The organism is Sphingobacterium athyrii (genome assembly GCF_003071065.1).
GTDB classification, from domain to species: Bacteria; Bacteroidota; Bacteroidia; order Sphingobacteriales; family Sphingobacteriaceae; genus Sphingobacterium; species Sphingobacterium athyrii.
Window position 1 is genome coordinate 96443 of record NZ_QCXX01000006.1, and the last position, 19426, is coordinate 115868.

Annotated in this window: 14 protein-coding genes; 1 reads left to right on the top strand and 13 read right to left on the bottom strand. The window is 43.8% G+C overall.

The genetic code is table 11. The features are described 5' to 3' along the window. Positions 1 to 31: 31 nt before the first annotated feature. Together DCO56_RS20360 and DCO56_RS20365 are read right to left on the bottom strand one after the other, a co-directional pair. Positions 32 to 1195 carry a PepSY-associated TM helix domain-containing protein gene (locus DCO56_RS20360; RefSeq protein ID WP_108635589.1) on the bottom strand — a complete coding sequence of 388 codons (1164 nt, stop codon included), beginning with the start codon at positions 1193 to 1195 and terminating at the stop codon, positions 32 to 34. A 2-nt stretch (positions 1196 to 1197) separates the two neighbouring features. Then, the gene (locus DCO56_RS20365; RefSeq protein ID WP_108635590.1) at positions 1198 to 3657 is read right to left on the bottom strand and encodes a TonB-dependent receptor; all 2460 of its coding nucleotides are present in this window, start codon (positions 3655 to 3657) and stop codon (positions 1198 to 1200) included. A 98-nt stretch (positions 3658 to 3755) separates the two neighbouring features. Here DCO56_RS20365 and DCO56_RS20370 point away from each other — a divergent pair, with 98 nt between their 5' ends. Next, positions 3756 to 4817, top strand: coding sequence for a helix-turn-helix transcriptional regulator (locus DCO56_RS20370; RefSeq protein ID WP_108635591.1), 1062 nt, complete (start codon positions 3756 to 3758; stop codon positions 4815 to 4817). A gap of 210 nt (positions 4818 to 5027) precedes the next feature. Here the strand turns inward: DCO56_RS20370 and DCO56_RS20375 are convergent, their stop codons facing one another. The 11 genes from DCO56_RS20375 to DCO56_RS29350 form a co-directional block, all read right to left on the bottom strand. Further along, a complete protein-coding gene (locus DCO56_RS20375; protein WP_108635592.1) occupies positions 5028 to 6422 on the bottom strand; it encodes an alpha-L-fucosidase in 1395 nt (464 codons plus the stop codon). Between the two features lie 18 nt (positions 6423 to 6440). Next, complete coding sequence (locus DCO56_RS20380; protein WP_108635593.1) at positions 6441 to 7898, bottom strand: beta/gamma crystallin family protein; 1458 nt, start codon at positions 7896 to 7898, stop codon at positions 6441 to 6443. 159 nt (positions 7899 to 8057) lie between these two features. Next, complete coding sequence (locus DCO56_RS20385) at positions 8058 to 9089, bottom strand: LacI family DNA-binding transcriptional regulator (RefSeq protein ID WP_108635594.1); 1032 nt, start codon at positions 9087 to 9089, stop codon at positions 8058 to 8060. A gap of 173 nt (positions 9090 to 9262) precedes the next feature. Beyond that, on the bottom strand, positions 9263 to 9616 hold the full coding sequence (locus DCO56_RS20390; RefSeq protein WP_108635595.1) for an Ig-like domain-containing protein: 354 nt from the start codon (positions 9614 to 9616) through the stop codon (positions 9263 to 9265). 24 nt (positions 9617 to 9640) lie between these two features. Beyond that, positions 9641 to 11596, bottom strand: a complete 1956-nt coding sequence (locus DCO56_RS20395) for a RagB/SusD family nutrient uptake outer membrane protein (protein ID WP_108635596.1) — start codon at positions 11594 to 11596, stop codon at positions 9641 to 9643. Between the two features lie 10 nt (positions 11597 to 11606). Next, positions 11607 to 15167, bottom strand: coding sequence for a TonB-dependent receptor (locus DCO56_RS20400; protein WP_108635597.1), 3561 nt, complete (start codon positions 15165 to 15167; stop codon positions 11607 to 11609). Between the two features lie 107 nt (positions 15168 to 15274). Then, on the bottom strand, positions 15275 to 16471 hold the full coding sequence (locus tag DCO56_RS20405; protein ID WP_108635598.1) for a FecR family protein: 1197 nt from the start codon (positions 16469 to 16471) through the stop codon (positions 15275 to 15277). Positions 16472 to 16555: 84 nt separating this feature from the next. Next, on the bottom strand, positions 16556 to 17104 hold the full coding sequence (locus DCO56_RS20410) for an RNA polymerase sigma-70 factor (RefSeq protein ID WP_165308548.1): 549 nt from the start codon (positions 17102 to 17104) through the stop codon (positions 16556 to 16558). Between the two features lie 134 nt (positions 17105 to 17238). After that, entirely contained in the window at positions 17239 to 17976 is a 738-nt protein-coding gene (locus tag DCO56_RS20415) for a hypothetical protein (RefSeq protein WP_146191102.1), read from the bottom strand. 71 nt (positions 17977 to 18047) lie between these two features. Continuing rightward, on the bottom strand, positions 18048 to 19103 hold the full coding sequence (locus tag DCO56_RS20420; RefSeq protein ID WP_108635601.1) for a leucine-rich repeat domain-containing protein: 1056 nt from the start codon (positions 19101 to 19103) through the stop codon (positions 18048 to 18050). A gap of 130 nt (positions 19104 to 19233) precedes the next feature. Next, positions 19234 to 19380: a hypothetical protein gene (locus tag DCO56_RS29350; protein WP_181390629.1), complete on the bottom strand. Its 147-nt coding sequence runs from the start codon at positions 19378 to 19380 to the stop codon at positions 19234 to 19236. Between the last annotated feature and the right edge of the window lie 46 nt (positions 19381 to 19426).

Below are 19426 nucleotides of genomic sequence, written 5' to 3' on the forward strand. Positions count from 1 at the left end.
TGCTGGTTGCAGCCGGATTTGATTGAAGTGGCTACGAACGCATTTTTTTCTTCTTAAATTTTCGGCCATACCAGATGCAGAAGCCTGTAACCGGTAGGGAGGCACAGATTAAGCTTGCTATAAATGCGATCCACATACCTGTCCTCCCTGCTATTTTTCCGACATGAATGTCGTAATTGGAATTTCTCCATTTCATGCCTAATGTTTTATCATTTTGTAGCCTCTTAAAATAGGGCTTTCCATTACGGAGATCATAGGCATAGGTATCCGAGGCCGACCATAGGGTGTTTCCTGTATGATAGATGGTTACATTCGCTTGGGAAACCTCATGAAGCAAATTGATAAAAATGCCCTGATGTACCGTGTGCTTATTTACAACATCGGACCATATCAGGTCTAACGAAACGATACTGGCCTCACGCATCGTATTGTTTGGTGCTGTTGGCTCTTCGATCTGCGTATTGGGTCGCTTACCATCCATAAGCCAGTATATGCTCGTCTCCCACCACTTGAAGGACCAGACTAAACCAGTTGCCGCAATGGCCATAGCAACGAAGAAAGCATAAAAGCCTAGTACTTGGTGAAGATCATAGTTGAGACGTTTCCATTTAGCGTTGAAATTGATCTTGAGCCGTTTAACAGCGACCTTACGGTTTTTTGGCCACCAAAGGAAAAGACCCGAAAGTAGCGTGATGATAAACAGCAGAACGCTGCTGCCCACGATGGTGCTTCCGACGTCGCGCCTGAGATATAAAAATTGATGGATCTGCCTTACAATCCAGAAGAAATTAGTCTCGACATCTATTTTACCTAAGACCTTTCCACTGTAGGGATCTACGAAAATACGGTCCCAATAGATAATTTCTTTATTGATAAATACACCGACGATATCTTTTTTGGGACGGCGCTTTAGGGATTCAAAAATATAAACTTGTTGCTGATCGGTGGTAGCGGGAACGCGGATAATGTTAATGGGATGATCGGTGACATGCTGTGCATTTGCCTTCATGATTGAAAGAGGAAGGATTTTTTCGCCTTTCTGTGCCGTTACCGTCACATAGCTGGGATGAAATAGCGCAAACAGTTCCTTCTCAAAGACATAAATAGCGCCTGTAATGCTCACGATAAAAACCACCAGACCGGATAATAATCCGATCCAGCGGTGTAAAAACAACATTATCTTTTTGAAAGTCATACTTAAAAGGTATAGCCTAGGGTAAATAGGAAATTGCGTGGTGCACCCGGGAATAGACGGATATAGTCATAACCACCTACCCAATGTGTTTTGTTGGTGATATTATTAAAGTTGGCCTGCAGTTGCACTTTCCCAATGGTATAGTATAAAGCGGCATTCAGTAAACTGTACGATGGTACTGTCTGGTACTGCTTAATGGAAAGGTTTCTCTTATCTACATAATTCGCACCGACACCTATTCCCAAACCTTTTGCTTTTCCGGAAGGAATGGAGAATCTGGTCCAGATATTTGCCGTATTTTGAGGCGCATTGGGTTTTTGTTTATTCAATTCTTCCTTATTGCCACCTTCGGTAATCTTGGCGTCATTGTAAGCATAGGAAGCGATCACGCTCCAATAGGGTAGAATCTGGCCCTGAATGTCAAACTCTATGCCTTTGGACCTTTCCTTTCCGATCTGCTCCATTAAGTCGGCATTATCATCAGTAGGCGCTGGGTAAAGGGTATTCTTTTGATTGATCTGATAGATTGCTGTACTCGCCTGCAGTTTTCCATCCAACCAGGCCGTTTTTAATCCAAACTCGGTCATGTCATTTTCGAGCGGATCAAATGGCCCGCCCGCGTTTGGATTTGCCAGTGCCGAAGCTGTCTGTGGGTTATAGCCTTTGACATAGGTTCCGTATAGGTTAATCTGGGGATTAATGGTATACACTGCACCGAAGCGTGGCAGTAGGACATCTTGGTGTACATTCTCGGCCTGATCGGTTTTATAATTGGCGATATCCTTATAGTTCTCATACCGTAACCCCAGCAATAATTGAAGCGGGCCCAGAGTGAGCTGATCCTGCACATACAATGCATTCAGATGATAATAAGTCGGTGCGACCAATGTAGATGCATAGAAATATTTACTTCCGTCCTGCAACTGTTGGCTTTTTAATGGATTGCTGAGGTCAAAACTGGAAACATTGGGTACTGGGTTGCCATTTTTATCGAGCAGATAATCTCCGATTTTTTTTGGATCAAATCGTGCAATGGTTCCTGTATTATCTTTATTTCTGTAGCCACTTGCTGTTAGCTGCGAGCCGCCTACTGGCAAGACTTCCTGCGCATAGTCATAGCCGGCAATGAGTTTATGTGCTAGCACACCCGTGTTTAGGTTGTAATTGAAGAAAGCAGTGATATTATCGACAAACCGTTTTCTGTTTCGGATGAAAACCTGTCTTGCCACCATATTTTCAATATTATTTCCTTTCCCGTCTACAGCATAGGCATTGGCTGATCGGTGTTCGGATAGATCCTCTGCGTAGCCTGTTTTCATATAAGATGCATTGAAACTCAGCTTTTCATTGAAACGGTGATTCAACGAAGCGGTCACCATATAGGTTTGTTCATTCAGAAAATCATTGGCCGTGCTCATGGATTGGCTGATAGGGGTCGAATAGAGATCGCCGTTGGCAAAGACAGATTGTCCGCGGTCGAGTCTTGACTTCGAATCATTATAGACCATATCAAAATTGATACGCGTATTTTCTGAAGGAATAAAGGAGAATGACGGTGCTAAGACCAAGTTTTTATCGAACTGAAGATCCCTAAAATTTTGTGCATTTTCATAGCCAATGTTGAGGCGGTACAGGAGCGTTTTGTCTGTCGTCATAGGCCCGGTAAAGTCGGCAAGGGCCCGGAGGTTGTTGAAGCTTCCTACAGAAAATTGCAGCGATTTTCGTGCCTCATCGAGCGGTTTTTTTGTGACACGATTAACGACACCCCCGGGACTTGCATTTCCGAAGAGGGCCGACGATGGGCCTTTCAATACCTCTACCCGTTCCAGATAATTGGCCAGCGGTTGTTTCCAGAATCCTGTTGTGGTACGCATGCCATTGACCAGCTGGGTATTGGATCCCCCGTTGATCCGAAAACCACGGATCGTAATATCGTCGTAAAAGGTAAACTGATTGACACCACTGAAATTTTTAACAATTTCACCTACACGCATCAGTCCTTGGTCGGCAATAAGCTCTTTGGTCGCATAAGAAACAGACTGCGGCAAATCGCGTAATTTTGTTTCGGTCTTGCTGCCGATAAAGGACTGTGTGTTGCGATAAGACTTTTCTTTGCGCCCATAGATTTCCACGGTCTGTAAAGATTCTTCTGCACGAAACATGGGAAATGCTAAGGTAATTGGATGTGCCGGATCGATCGATATTTTCTGCTTGATTGTTTTGTAACCGATTGCATTGATCCGGATATCATAAGTGCCTTTGGCCAATGTAGACAATATAAACTGGCCAAGATGGTCTGTTGCGGTATGCTGGTTGGTTTTAAGTACGGTGATCGTAGCTCCGGCTAGCGGTGAGTTGTATTCATTCAAGACTGTCCCATGGAATAGCTGTTTTTCCTGCGCATGTGTTTGAGTTAGTAGTAGACTCCATATTGTTGCGACAAGCATAGGTATTTTTCGCATATTATTTAAATTTAATCTTAATAAGGAGACAAAATTCGATGATTAAACTTATATTTGGGGGAGAAAAAATATGCAATTCGGGAATTTCATAGGTCGGCATGTACACAGATAGTTTAGAAAAAGTCTTATCCAATAATTCTTATCTGCAGGAATCATGGTCTTTGGATGAGCAGGTAGCGCGTGAGATGGCCTATGCGCCGCCCCGCTATTCGTTTGATATCCGAACATTTATGAATGAGCCTTTTCAGTTTCGGCAAAACACCTTGGAGCAATATTCTTCGCAAATGGAGATCTCCGAGATCATCATGCCTCAGGGGATTCATATGATGCATTCAGAGCTAACATCTCCCAGTGATGGTTATATCTGTATTGACAATGCGGTTCCTTACATTCATGTTTTTTTCGCCTTAAATAGCGACCGGCAGTACTACGTGGACGGTGATCTGTTGGGGAGTTGTTCACCCGGGCATGTCCAAAGTTACCTGTTTGCAGCACCTCAGATTTTAGGGTTATGGCATCGCCGCCCGGCAGAAAGTTTTTTTGAAATCAATATGCCAATCTCCTTGTTTGAGACCTATTTGCCCGTAGACAGTTCATTTCGGGGTAAGTTACGCAGACTTCTGGAAAAGTCACGAACGGGTACACTGTTTGAAGATTCCATATTGATCAGTGATCAGCAAAAGAAAATTATAGCGGAATTGCTTAATCCGGAGCTTGATAAAGAATGGAATCCCTTGTTTTGTTTTGGCAAGCTCCTGGAGCTGTTGGCAAGGACATTCGACCAGCACAAGTTTGGCAATATGGTTACCAGGGCCGGTAATAGCCTGAGCCCGGAAATGAAAAAACTTATGGCCGAAGCAAAAAATATAGTGGAGAGCAGGTTAACAGATCCGCCATCTTTATCGCAATTGTCGTCCGAATTGGGAACGAATGAAAACTATTTAAAGAAATATTTCAAACAATGCTATGGAACGACCATTTATGGCTATGTTACCAAAGTTAGAATGCAAAAAGCTAAGACGCTACTTACGCAGGGCGATCGGCCAATAAATGAAATTTCACGCTTTTTAGGTTATAACAATCCTGCGCATTTCTCAGCGAGCTTCAAGAAGCATTTCGGCGTTAAACCAAAGGTAGTACAGTCTTCTTCGAAAGAATAATGCCTCAGGATAGGTTTCGGGAGATTTTAAATGTTTGTAATTTACAATTTCTGTATGAACAGCCTAGTTCGGCGACATATGCTTCCTTATAGTTCAAAGAAACAGCGATACCATCATAGCCGATTTCAGTCAGGAGCTCCTGTAGATAACAGATTCCCGGCATGGATATGCCGGGAATCTGCTTGTGTAAGGGGTAAAATTTTATACGCTTTATTTTGGTTCAATCTTATACACATAAATCGGTATACTCGGGTCTTTGACAGTTGGTAACACAAGTGCTAGCGTATCTTGGCCCTGCGTCCATTTCACCTTTGACGGGCTGCCAAGCAGACTGATCGAGCTGATCACAAGTTTGTCTTTAGCAAGCTCTGGAATGGCAATCGCTTTTGATGCCGGACTTCGTACAAAGAGGTAGACAACATCACCCTTCTGGGTAAAACGATAGTCTGATACAATTTCTTTCGGGGTTGCATCATTGACAGCGTCCTTCATGCTGGCTTTATCTTTTTCGGATTCTTTTTTTGCCGCTTGCGCTGCTGCGACTTCCTTATTGCCGTTCCAAACGGTTGTGCCGTATAGGGCTTCGCCGTTGACCTTCATCCAGGCGCCTATCGCCTGTAGGTTTTCCTGACTTTCGACGGGCCAGGTACCATCGCCTTTGGGGCCTACATTGAGCAGGAGGTTACCGCCTTTGCTGACTACTTCAATCAGGTTGCGGACGAGCAGTTCGGGGCTTTTCCAGTTTTGATCATGCCGGTTGTAGCCCCAATTTTCACTCATCGTAATGCAGGCCTCCCAATCTTTTCGTGCCGTTGAAACCAAGGTTTGCTCGACCACGGCATAGTCGCCCAGACCATTCCCGATCCGGCTATTGATAATGCACTGGGGTTGAATGGAGTGGATCAGGTCGCGAATCTCCTGACTCTGTTTTTTGGTAATCAGTTCCGGTGTATCAAACCAGATAATACCGATGGGGCCATACTGGGTCAGCAGTTCACGAAGCTGCGGTTTGACCTTGTTTTCAACATACTTGTTCAGGTCTTTGGCGTCTTCATCGGGATAGTCCCAGGTATTGCTGCGGCCGGCTTTGGTCGGCCAGTTGGTCGGTACATCGGGATCTGCCCAATCGCGGCCCAGGGAATAATAGAAGCAGAGCTTTAACCCGTACTTCTTACATGCCGCGGCGAGCGCGAGCATGGGGTCTTTGGCCCAGGGGGTTCTCCTGACAATATTATAGTCACTGACAGCCGAATTGTACATCGAAAAACCATCGTGATGCTTGGCGGTAATTACAATGTACTTCATCCCGGCATCATGGGCCATCTGCACCCAGCGGTCGGCATCGAAAGCGGTCGGGTTAAACTGATCGGCGATCTTCGCATAGGTCTTGACCGGGATCCGTTCATAGAGCATAAAATGTTCACCGCCCTTGGTCGGGTGTCCGTTCCAGTCGCCTGCCGTCTGCGAATACAGACCCCAATGCAGAAATAGACCAAATTTGTCCTTGGTAAACCAGGGAGCGGGCTGGCCAAACAGGTTCAATCCTGCCAAAGCAAATAGCAGAAGCAGGATTGTTTTTGTTTTTCTAAAAAGTAATTTCTTCATCTCAGCGCTTTGCTCTTTCTAACGGTTTTGTACTTTCATGGATGAAACTTTATCGTTGAACGTAGAGAGATAGGAAGACGTAGATGTAACGACGAGGCTATCGCCGGTAAAATTATTTCCGTTGTATAAGGTGACTTTAACATTGGCTCCAACTTTAATGGAAGAGATGCTATTGTCTGTCACGCCTTTCGCCAATAAATCCGAGGTGGTATACTGCCCTTTACCAAAGCTTCCTTTCACACCGGCATAGGAGGCATTGGAATAGGTGTACACCGAATCTTGATTGGTCGTCAGGAGTCCGTTGACATAGTTGAAATCGTAAACATTGGACGTAGTGTATCCATTTTGCAGTAATAATTTTACTTTAAGTTCGTAAGGTGTATTGCCTTTGTAATAAAGTTCATTGAGGTCTATGGTTCCTTGGATGCTACCCGAAGAAAGCGGCGCAAATTTCCATGTGACTGCATTGTAATCTTTGTTGGCCCCGGTACCTTCGTTGTTCACGTTGGGATCCATATAAACCAATATCTCGCTCACAGGCAAATTAGAAGTATAATTTCCTGTAATAAAGATTTTTTGCTGACTGTTGTCAATGGCAAATTGAGGTTGTACGGTATAACTGGGCGCCTGATAAGGACTGGCTGTTGCTACTGTTGATTGAAAAACTTCATTTCTGCTGAGAATTGCTGCATCAGAGCCCGTTAGGAAAGTAGGCAGTCCCTTGCTAAAGCTCACATTGCCGCTTCCCATCAGTGATGTGCCCAAGGTAGGTTCTTCACTGACATATTTAGCACGGTTATGGGGCAGGTTTAATCCATGTCCCAATTCATGGAGCATACCGCCGAGATAGTTTGAGCTCGGATTCGGAATTCCATTGACGGACATGGAGGAATTGTCCACTGCAAAGCAGTATTTTCCATAGCCATAGAATGGCTGGCTGCCATCGCCGTCTGTTCTCGCCGGCAAAAGTACCAGGTAGTGATTGTTGGATGAAAATTGGCCCGGATGGCTGGTTTTGTAGGCATTGATCTCATTTATAATTTTACCGGCTGATATAGCTGAGCTATAGGGATAGTCCGCTTGTGCTCCCGCCGCCGGAATTTCAATAATGTTAACCAGACCGGTGGAATCTTTTGCCAGACCCAGATAATTGCTGTAGCCATAGCGCCCCATTTCATTATGTAACCAGTCCTGAAAATGGACAAACAGCTGAGATAGCCGGGTTTTGTAGCCGGGTAAGGCTGGATTGTCTGTGGGGACAAACATAATGATATTGAGATTGACCGGATTCGTGACAAATGTAAGGTTGGATAGTGATGTGTCTATGACGCCATTCGAGGAGGCCTTTGACCTTCGGATTTCTGTGGTACCTTGCTCTGACAATGGCTTTGAACAAGCGAAAAAAAGTGATAGGACTGTGGCGGACAATGCAATTCGTTGAATGATTTGCATCCATCTTTTTGTTGGTTTTTTCATAATTTTTGAAATAAATAATCTATAATTGTTAATGGGTATTGGTTACTTAGGGGGCAACCAAAACACATATCTATAGTAGAGAATATATTTTAATTTATAGTGATTTCCGTTTAAGTCAAACGTTTGCGTAACTTACGAAAACGTTTCAATTGATATACTTTATTCAGAGGATTTGCGTGTGAGGATAGACGCTTGTAATTCAATGTTTTGGTACTGTGTTGCAATCTCGTTGTCCGAACTGTCCAAAATTTTATGGAGAATAGCGAAAGCCTGAGATCCAATTTCACGCGAAGGCTGTACAATGCTTGACAATGACGGCTGAAAAATATTGGTGTATTGGAAATTAGCAAAACCGATAAGGGCTAAACGATCCGGTACGGAGATTCCGATTGTATGTAGAGCCTCTAAGGTTAAATAGGTAAGTTGATCTGATGCGGTAAAAATTGCTTGGGGCGGGGTACTTGAATTAACAAAATGTGTGAGGTGATTTTTTAGCTGGTCCAGCACATCTATTCTTCTTCTATTCGTTTCTATCGATAGTACGTAATTCGAATTATAAGCTATGTCAAAATCCCGTAGACATTGGATATAACCACGCCGACGCTCCGATGATGTTCCTGGCGATAGATTGGAAATAAATAGAATTTTTCTTTTACCGCGATTGATTAACTGAGAAATACCTTCGTAAACGACTTTGAAATTATCTATTCCAATCTTATACGTATTTATATCGTAATTGGTCCGGTCGATAAGGACAATAGGGGTGCCCTCATTTTTTAATTTTCGGAGATATTTTAATGAGATACTATTTCCTGTTGCTGCAATGACGATAGCATCCGCACCCTTTTTGGATAACATTTCTAAATGTTTCAATTCAAGCTGGGGGTCGTCTACGCTCTGCATAATAATGAGGTTATAAGCCGTTTCTGACATCTCTCTTTCAATACCTTCGAGAATCTGCGAGAAAAATGGATTGCCGATCGAAGGAACAATCATACCGATAATATTTGTTCGCCCCTTACGCAATAGTTTGGCATATTGATTGGATTGATAGCCGTTCTCATGAGCAAAATTTTGAATTTTAACTTTAGTTAATGAGCTGATTTCGTGACTATTTGAGAGTGCTTTGGATACGGTACCTACAGAGTAGCCTAAAGCCTTGGCAATATTTTTTATAGTTATTCTTTTCATGTTTTGGAATTGCTTTTATTTACTATTGGTGGCCAATTGAAAGTTTTATCTGTACTATCCCTTGTATATGAAAGAAGACTACCAGGCGGTTTTGCCTGATAGTCTAAACTAAACACTAATTAACACATGGTCATCTCTTACCATTATTTTTTGAGCTTGTCGATCGTTGGCCTTTAGTTGGTTACATTGACAATATACCATACATTGAGTTCGCCAGATCGTATGGTGACAGTGTCCTTGCCGACGGCTAAGCCAGTAACCAGCCCGGTATTGCTATACGTGGCAATTTCGGGATGTTTGTTGCTATAGGTCGCGTCTGTTACAGTACGGTTTCCGGGATTGACTGCCAGATTGATCTGGAGCGGTGTACCGATTTTAACAGGGATCTGCATAAAGCCCCCCGAATTTACGGCCTCCCGAACAGTTAAATTCTCTTTGATCGGACCAAGATCTTTTTTGCAGGAATGAAAAACTAAACTTCCGCACAGGCAGCTTAGCAACAGGTATATATTTGATCTAATTTTCATGATATTATTTCTTTTTTATCCTCATTATTTTGCACCCAACCATCCGGGGTTCTGAACCAGCTGGCTACCGTCCAACGTGAGGTCATATAAAGGTAATGGCCAATAGTAGCGGTAGTCTGCCCATAAGGCGACGCCGTTTGTGATGGTGGCACTCCTCGGATATGCGATAATAAATCCATTATTATCCAAAAAGATGTCTTTATTGACTTCTTCTTTGAGGGCGATAATAGGTTTGGCGGTATGCGAACCATCGTATAATTTTCCTTTTTCGGCTGTAAATTTCATGCCGCGCAGGGGAACGGTCATCAGATTGCCGGCTTTCCAGCGCATCAAATCCTCATAACGGCGGTCTTCTAAGACCATTTCTACACGACGTTCACGCCTGATTTCACGGATGATAGGGCTAACGGTGTAATCCAGTTTGGTAGCGTAGATCTCATCGAGCCTTGGGTCTGCCGGCGGGTTGCCAAGCTCGAGCTTGCTGCTGGGGTATTTTGCAAAATCAAATCCTGCACGTTGGCGCAACAGATTGATCGTCCGATCGAGGTCATTCTGAGTCAAAGTGCCTAGGATAGCTTTAGCTTCTGCCAACATCAGCAATACCTCTCCATAGCGGAACTCAATAGCCGTTTGTTGTCCGTTTGTCGTCGCTTCATTTTCGGTACGGTCACCCATCCAGTGTTTAATGGGAAGGTAACCGGTTATGGTGCTGCCTCCACTGACATTGTAGGATAGCCTAGGGTATGTGATACCATTTTTTTCGAGACTGGTGGTTCCATCCGTTCTGTTAAACAGGGAACGATTTTCACCCGGATAATTAATGGTTTGCTTCAGGCGCGGATCGCGGTTTTCAAGTTCGGACCATAGGCCATCATATCCTTTGAATAGGGGGTTGGCGGTATAGTTGCCAGCCGCGCCCGAGGTATAGATCGGTTTCCCGTCAATACAGAGGTATTCGTCAATAAGCCCACGTGTTGCACCTCCCGCTGGTCGCCCGCCTGAGACACTGTTGTTCTGATCCCAATACCGTTGAGTGGCATGGCCCACCACAGTACCATTGTATACCCTGGCTAAAATAGCCTCTTTATTACCGTCAGAATTTGGGTCTTTTTTAAACGTAAATAATTTCCAATAAGGGCTGTCGCCTGTGGCATAGAGCTGATAGCGACCAGTGGCTATGATTTTTTCACAGGCATCTACAGAAGCTTCTAGGAAAGATTTTGCTGTACTTTGCAAGGATAGCTCGTTGTGATAGGTTCGAAAGGAACCTTCGAACAGGCCTATCCGTGCTTTTAAAAATAGTGCCATATCCTGATTGATGCGCCCATCGGGACGGCCGGTGACGCCTTCCAGTCCGGCAATGGCCATATCGATCGTCTTCATTAAGGAATCGGCGACCACGGTGCGCCTATCCCTAGGGTTGAACAATTCCTTACTGTCGATATTGAAATCGCTTGAAAGCCAGGGTACATCACCAAACAACATTAGTTTGCGATAGTAATCCATAGATTTAAAGAAATACGCCTCCCCGATATATTTGTTCAGTCGGGTAATATCGTTATTCACAGCAGGCAATGCATTTGTGTAGTTTTGGATGAAATAATTGACCGAGCGCAGATTTTCCCATGTCCAGTCGACCGAAGCGCCTCCATTTGGCGGAATAAATGTGTTATCCAGGATACTGCTGATATTGCCATAACGGACCATATTGTCGGTCATAAAATCGCTGGCCAGCAGATGGCTGCCGCCAACCACATTGGGATTGACTTTGGCATCTGCCCAGACCGTACCATGCCCTAGAATATACCGGCTATAGAGGTTATTCAGGTAGAGTTTCAATTCGGTTTCAGTATATAAGGAGTTGTCCTTCGATAGGTCGGTCTCAGGACTTAATTGTAAAAATTTATCGTTACAGGACTGGGTCAACAAGAGAGATGATGCTGCACCGATCACGATTAATCTGAATATGTTCTTTTTCATAATAGTTTAGTTAGAAGACAATTTGGGCACCAAAAGCAATGGATCTCTTTTGCGGATAATCGGCGGATATCTGGTCGACGTCAAAAATTGTTGGTATTTTAGTCACTTCAAAGATATTGTAACCGGCCAGTGTGAAGCGTAACCGCTCGACGCCAAATCGTTTGGTCAGCTCTTTAGGCAGGGTATAGCCTAATACGGCTTGTTTGAGTCTGAGGTAGGCACCGTTGATCAGATATCGGTCCTGAACGTCGACCGAAAGGCCATACATGGGAAATTCGGCATCGGTACGATCCGGAGTCCAGGATCTTTCGTACATCCATTTTGAGCCAGCGCCACCGCCCCAATAGGACGATAAGCCAGTCCAGATATCACGTTTCAGTACGCCCTGGAATAGGAAATCAAGATCGAAATTTTTGTACTGCACATTTCCAGTGATCCCAAACCGATAACGTGGTGTGGAATTTCCGATGACGACACGGTCACCCGGATTTGCCAGCGTATTCAAACCAGCATCTATTTTACCGTCCGGAATTCCCTCAGGTCCGCCCAGATCCTGGTACCAGATATAGCCTGGAAATACCGTTCCCTGATAAGCACCATTGTAAATCCAGTTGCCATTGAGTGGATTTTTGCCGGCAAAATCACTTTCCTGCAGTATCCCGCCGGTACGGTATCCCCATATTTCGCCAACGGTTTTCCCATCATACATCACTTCTCTGTTTGATTGATTGACAATCATCATGGTCGTATTAGAAGCATAATGCTGTACCTTGGTCAGGTAGTCGGAGAGGTTAAGACCGACACGATAGCGGAGCTCATTGTTAATCGTCTGCTTCCAAAGGAAAGAAAGTTCGAATCCTTTTGTCTCCAGTATCCCTGAATTTTCCAAAGGTGCAACCGTACCCAAAACGGATGGGAACGCGGCACTGCCATCAGTCAGGATATCCGTGGTCTTTCTGTTGTAATACTCAAAGGTAACATCGAGTCTGTTTTTGAGAAATGTACCATCTAAACCAATGTTCCAGGTTCTGGCCTTTTCGAAAGTCAGATAAGGGGAAACTAGGCCAGGCGGATTGATATAGACGATCTGTTCCCCATTGATCAGATAAGGAGCTTTTCCTGTTTCCATTGTTGCCTGATAAGGATAGATGGAGGAAGGCTGATTGCCTAATTTTCCCCAGCTTCCGCGCAGCTTAAGTTCGTTGAGCCAGTTTCTTGTACCTTCCATAAAACCCTCCTGCGAGATCCGCCAGCCAGCAGAGAAAGATGGAAAGGTAACAAACCGATCATTCTTTGTAAATTTGGAACTACCATCATAACGCAGATTGCTCTCAAAGAAATACTTTTCGGCATAGTTGTAGTTCACCCGTCCGAATACGGCACGGCCGGCAAGCGTATATGCATTTCGGGATACGGTATGCAAAGATGGATCCTCTGCAGCATCAGGATTTTGTATATCTGCTGAGATCAGTTTCCGGAATTTATTGGTGATCTGATTAAATTTTGTCTGTTCCTGATTATATCCCACGACAGTGGAAAAATTATGTTTCTCGGCCCAGGTCTTTTTGTAATCAGCATAGATATTAACCAAATATTTATTGGTGTTGTTGTTATCAAAATAAGCCTGATTTTCTCCTGCGTCGGCTTGTTGGGAGGAATACTTCCAGGAATCTATTATTTGGTTGAATTTTGGACTATACCGATTCAGGCTATACGATTGCGGTTGATAGCTCAGGTCGGCCTTAAGTTTCAGCGTATTGGGTATGAGGGTAAATTCGGGTGAGATCAATAAGGAAACCCTTCTGTCCGTGGACTGGTTGTTAGCACCATAACTCAACCAGGCAAGAATGTTATCGGTATAGGTATTGGGCAAAGGATCATTTGGCCCCGTTTGGATGGGCATATTGATGTTTTTGTTTGTCTCGCCCATCATGGCAGACCAGATGCTTCCCTTTCCGCCAACAATATAAGGGCTGTTGAAATTGGTCTGGTCAAAACCTATTTTCCCAAAAACGCTGAACCAGCTATTCACTTTGGCATTGATATTCATCAGGGCATTGTAGCGTTTCAATTTATCGGTGTTGATCTTATACATACCCGATTGATTCTGTAAGCCTCCGGAAATATAGTAGTTAATGGATTCGGCACCACCGCTGAGGTTAAGCGTATGTTTTTGCATCGGGGTCCATTTTTTGACCGCTTCCTCAAATGGATTGACATTGGCTACCCAAATGATGTTGTTTCCCTCCTGATACCAAGCATTTTCAGGCGTTGGATTATCCATATACTTTTGGATCATTTCCAGCCTTTTTTCATCCGATGTGTTGGGTTTACCATTTGTCCATAGTGTTCGGTCCATACCCGATTTTTGGATCTCATAGGCGTTGAGGATGTCAGGAAGGCCAGAAGGCGTATCAAAGTTTGAATCGAAGTTGTAGGCTATCCTGCCTTTTTGATTGAACTCCCCACGTTTGGTGCGGACTAGGATGACGCCATAGGCTGCTTTTGTACCATAGATTGCAGCTGCAGAGGCATCTTTGATAAAAGACATGTCCATGATATCATTCGGGTTGAGCTGATTCAGGGCACCTGTGGAGCTCTCGACACCATCGATGATCACCAAGGGGTCGCCATTGACGGATTCAAAAACTTTTGTATTCGTATTATAACTCATGGACGTACCGCCTCTCAGGTTAAACCCCGGTGTACTGTTTGGCGAACCATTGCCAAAGGTAATGTTCAGGTTGGGGACGAGGCCCTGTAAAGCCTGCCCGATATTGGCGACCGGACGATTCTCAAAAGCTTCTTTGCCGACATGTGAAATAGCCCCTGTTAAGTTGACCTTCTTTTGTGTACCGAAGCCCACAACAACAACTTCTTCCAAAGCGCTGTCATTTTCTACTAGGGATACGGTTAAGCTGCCAGCCGTAGCACTGTTAAATTTGACAGTCTGTGAATTGAAGGAAAGGTGGGAGATCGTCAAGCTACCTTCTGATAGTGTGGATTTTAGCGTAAAGTTTCCGTTGCTATCAGAGGATGTTCCGGTATTCGTTCCGTTTAAACTGATTGTTGCATTTTCAATGGGGACGCCGTCTTTTTGGGCAATCAACTTGCCTTTAATAGTGTATTGTTGTTGGGCCTGAACGGTATTTTTTGGCGCACTTGGCAGGACGATAATATGCTTCTTGTGCATTTCAAACTGAAGCGGCAGCTCGTCCGAAAGTTCTTTGAGTACGTTTTCCAGCTTTTGGTTGGAGACGTTGACGTTCACCTTTCTTAGATCGTTAAAGAGACTTTCATCATAAAAGAAATGATAGCCGGTTTGTTTCTTGATTTCCAGAAAGATCGTTTTCAGGTCGCCTTTGTTGACACGCATAGTGACCTGCTGGGCTTCTGTTTTACCGTATACACCATAAGTAAATAGTAAACCAAGAAATAGGGTTGCTTTGACTTTTTTTGAAATGAGGGGTGCAAAGCTAGGTTCGGACATACGACTCCCGAACAGGTAATCTTTACATTTGATAAAGTAATTCATATATTCAGCAATAAGATTGGTTTTTTTGTTTTTCATTCAGGTACTCAGATACCTTTAATTAGCATCGACTGACGCGGTACCACTAAGTTTGGTTACGTAAATCTCTAAATCATAAATAGGTCCTCCTTTAATAATTGGTTGTCTTACTTGTTTTTGTTTTTGACGGTGACGGTTTTCTTGTCGATGGCGAATTCAACACCAGCGCCACGTTTTATCAATTCCAATGCCTCGGCCAGGCTCACGCTTCGGCTGATGCTGCCCCCAAAGGTTTTCTTGGTGATGGGCCCCTGATAAATGACTTGGATATCATACCATCTTGACAGCTGTTCCATAATATCCTGGATCTGGTCGTGCTCGAAGTAAAAGTAGCCCTGCTGCCAGGCAATTTCCTTTTCAATATTTGCCCGTGTGACACGCATGTCGTTGCCATTGAATTCAACTTTTTGTCCAGGAACGACCTGTTTTGTCGTTTTATTGGTATTGGTCAGCTGGATGCTGCCATTGATCAGGGTGACATTGGATGATGCACTGTTGTATGCTCTTAGGTTGAAAGCTGTCCCCAATACTTTAATATCACCATGAGCAGTGGTGACAATAAAAGGTCGATTTTTTTCATGGGCCACTTCAAAATAAGCTTCTCCGCGTAGTTCTACTTTGCGGACTGATTTGCCGAAGGCTAGCGGATAGCTCAGTTCAGAAGCTGAATTGACCCAGACTTTGGTGCCATCGGGCAGTACCATGCGATAGAACCCGGATGCAGGGACTGTCAATGTATTTTTTAGCGTAGCAAGTTCTGCCTGCGCACTGTTGGGTTTATAGTGCAGTTGTCCATCGGTAATCCGGAGCTGTTCACCATGTTGTTCCTGCAGGGTAGCCTGCTCTTGCGAAAGTTCTACAATCTTACCGTTGGAAAGGGTGAGTGTGGCTTTCTGTCCACCCGGTAAAACGTCATTTTTATAATGATACACCTGATCGGCGACAATCTGTTTATCCTGCTGTGTTTTATGCAGGAACAGTGCGGCACCAATAATAAGGAGCAGGCTGGCGGCCAAGCCCACATAGATTTTTAGGTTTCGTAGGCGGCCATTGCCTACGGACCGAATTGCTGCCCTGGTCGGCTCGTAGTTTAAGATCTTTGTTCTTGCCCGATCAAGGTCCAGGTTACTCCAAAACTGGGCATCACTTGATTTGACTCCCCGGCTGATGGATTGCTCCCATTGATCGCGCAGGGTAGGATCATCTTCAAAGATCTTTTGGAGAGACTGCAGATCTGTTTGACTTAGTGTTCCGCTAAAATGCTTTACTAAGTAATCTACGAGTATAAATTGGTGGTCCTTCATGTTCTTCAATCGGCTGTTTGATTAAAAGAGCCACAAAGACTGCAAAAGGATGGAAGGAAAAATAGAAAGAATCGTAAAATATTATTAGTCAGGAAGTAAAAATAATAGGAGCGCTAGCATGCGGCTATCCAACCGCGTGCGTAGGAGCTGTATCGCTCTTTTTTTCTGGCTTTTGACGGTATTAATGGAAATGGTCAAGTTGTTGGCGATTTCATCGTTAGAGAGCTTCTCAAAAATTGCCATGTGCAGCACCTGCTTGCAGCCCTGCGGTAATTGGTTGATCGCTTCCATCAGCTGGTTGATAACTTCTGCCTGCATCATGGCATCCATGATCGTCTGTTCTTCGATCATGTCCTTATCGAGTTGATCGAAGTATTTGCTTTTTACTTTTTCGCTCCGGATCTGTTTGAGGCAATTATTTCGGATGGCGATAAAGAGATAGCCTTTTCGGGCATGCTCCTCCTGGGGCAGGGTATTGCGCCCTTCGCAAAGTCCGGCAAAAAAGCTCTGTACAACATCCTCAGCCTGTGCTTCGTCATGAAGGATATTATTTGCAAACAGACAGAGCTGTTTGTAATACTGCTGAAAGAGCGATTCAATATCATAAGGTAGCGATCTCTGCAAATTTTCCAAGTGATTTAATATGTATTAAGAAATTGACATAACAGGAGCTCTTGGAGCATCGCATAAATATAGGAAATTATGCTAAGTTTTTGAATCGATAGAAAATTAGACTTAGATAGTCGTGTTGGGATCAACCGGAGGCATCAATATTTCCTTCGCTGATTTTCCTTTATCCGCTCAAGTACATATGCATAGATATAAGGCAGCGAAATAATAATGGCCAATGCTACGATGATTTTTAGAAGCATGAGGATAATCTGAAGGGGGAGAGCGACCCAAAAGCTAAAATAATCCAAAGGAATAAATAGTCTGGAATCATCTGTTCTATTGATCAGTATTTTATAATTTTTAGCGTTGATGTACTCCTTTATCTGCTTGTCCAGTGCTAAATTATGGCCTTCGATATCGCCGTCTGTATTCCATAAGTTATTGGAGTAACGGCGGGTTGCCTCCGAAGCGTAAACTCGCTGCTCTTTGTCCCCGACCCTGTACGTGTAGGTAATGGATGCGGTAGATGAAGCTGCGGAGTGCTTTGTCGTTGGCGTCCAGCGGATTTTATAATCAATAATTCTGCCCTCTGCTTCCGTCCAGCTGGGATGAAAAAAAAGAAAGCTCCGGTATTGAAACCACGGTAAGCAGGAATAGATAGTTGATCCGGTCAAAAAGATCACAAACGAAAAAATAGCGAACTTCTTACTGAAGAGTTTACGGTTAAAAAACAGTATAAACAGCAGCGGGGATAAGACTATCGTAAAGATAAGAACAGGTGGCGGACTGACGCACAGGAATACAATATATAGCACTGGCATCAGAAATTTGTACGTAATTTTGTCGTACAATTTCCTTGTCTCTTTTAGATAACTTTCGTTTGAGTTATTCATCGCTATTGATCATCATATCAGATTATTGGCCGTTTGACTTGCGGCCAGACTGCCCAAAGAGGCGCTAAATCTTAGTCATTCATGCCGTCGTAATACACATCGATTTTGCTCAGGATCTTCTGAAGCTGTTCGTACTGTTTTTTGGTAAATCCTGTTTCGTACAGGAAGAACAGTCCTCGCCATTGTATTTTTTTGATAGAGGCCAGGAATGGTTCCCATTGCAGGGGATTATCGTCAAAGGGAACATAGACCAGCTTGGGATTTGTAGCAAGTACTTCGGGAAACGACTTAAATTGATTGTTGGAAAAATTTGCGTGATCCAATTTTTTTAATGTCGCGATAGATCTGGGCAATGAAGAAAGTTCTGCATTTTGTATACCCAGCTCTTTTAGTTCCGGCAGTTGCTGAAACAGGTCAGGTAGTTCCTTCAGTTTCGTTTCACTTTTGTAATTGCCCGATAGATATAATATGGAAAGTTGGCTCAGGCTAAAGATTTCTGCTGGAAAGGCTGTAAATAGGTGGTTGTACAGTCCAAGTTCTTCTAAGTTTTTGAGTTGTGTGAATGATGGCGGCAGTTCGGCAAGAGGGTTGTCACAGTCGAAAGCTGTTAACGCGGTAAGATTGGAAATGCTTGCTGGCAGTGATGTTAGCTTGTTTTTTCGTAGTGCCAGTTTCTTTAGGTGATGATGAGCTGTCTTGATTTCAGGAAAAACAGCTAACTCGAAATTGTCAATACCTAGTATTTCCAGTTGCGTAGCACGTTCAATGATTTGCTGCAAAATGCCGCTGTCGATAGACTTGCCGCTACCCACCGATCGAAATGACAGTTCTTTCAGTTTCGATAAGTCTGTCGTCGTCAGTTCTTCGATATTCTTGAAACGCATTTCTTTTCCTTCGATGGTTGTGGCATGGATAGGAACGGGGGCGATTGTGTAAAGGATAGGAACAGAGCTGGTTGTGGGCATCGGCACAGAGAGGGCATCTGCGGCCGAACCGTTGGTAATATAGTCTGGTTTAACGACAGGGATAAACTCCTTTGGTGGGGGTACCTGCTTTTTTCTTCTTTTCTGCGCAGCGACAGTTAACGTGAGTAGCGAAAGACTGAATACGATAATATATTTTTTCATGTTTGAATCGACGTTGTTTACATGCAAATGTGCATATTAAGATCGAATATTTTTTTACTGATTTATATCTGTCCTGCCTGATTTACGATTCGTCGACTTTGAAGCCATAGTCGACTTTGACCGCGGAACTTTAATCCTTGGCATTTCTATTATCGATGCTCATCTCATTGCACCTTTCGACCAAATAGGTCACCGGTCTTTGTTCAGCCATTGATCTATTTGATCGAATGATGTCTATATCCGAAGCGTCAGCTGATAGACTGATTTTTTTGGACATTGGTTGTTAAATATCTTGATTTTCATTATTTTCATTTGGAGTTCGG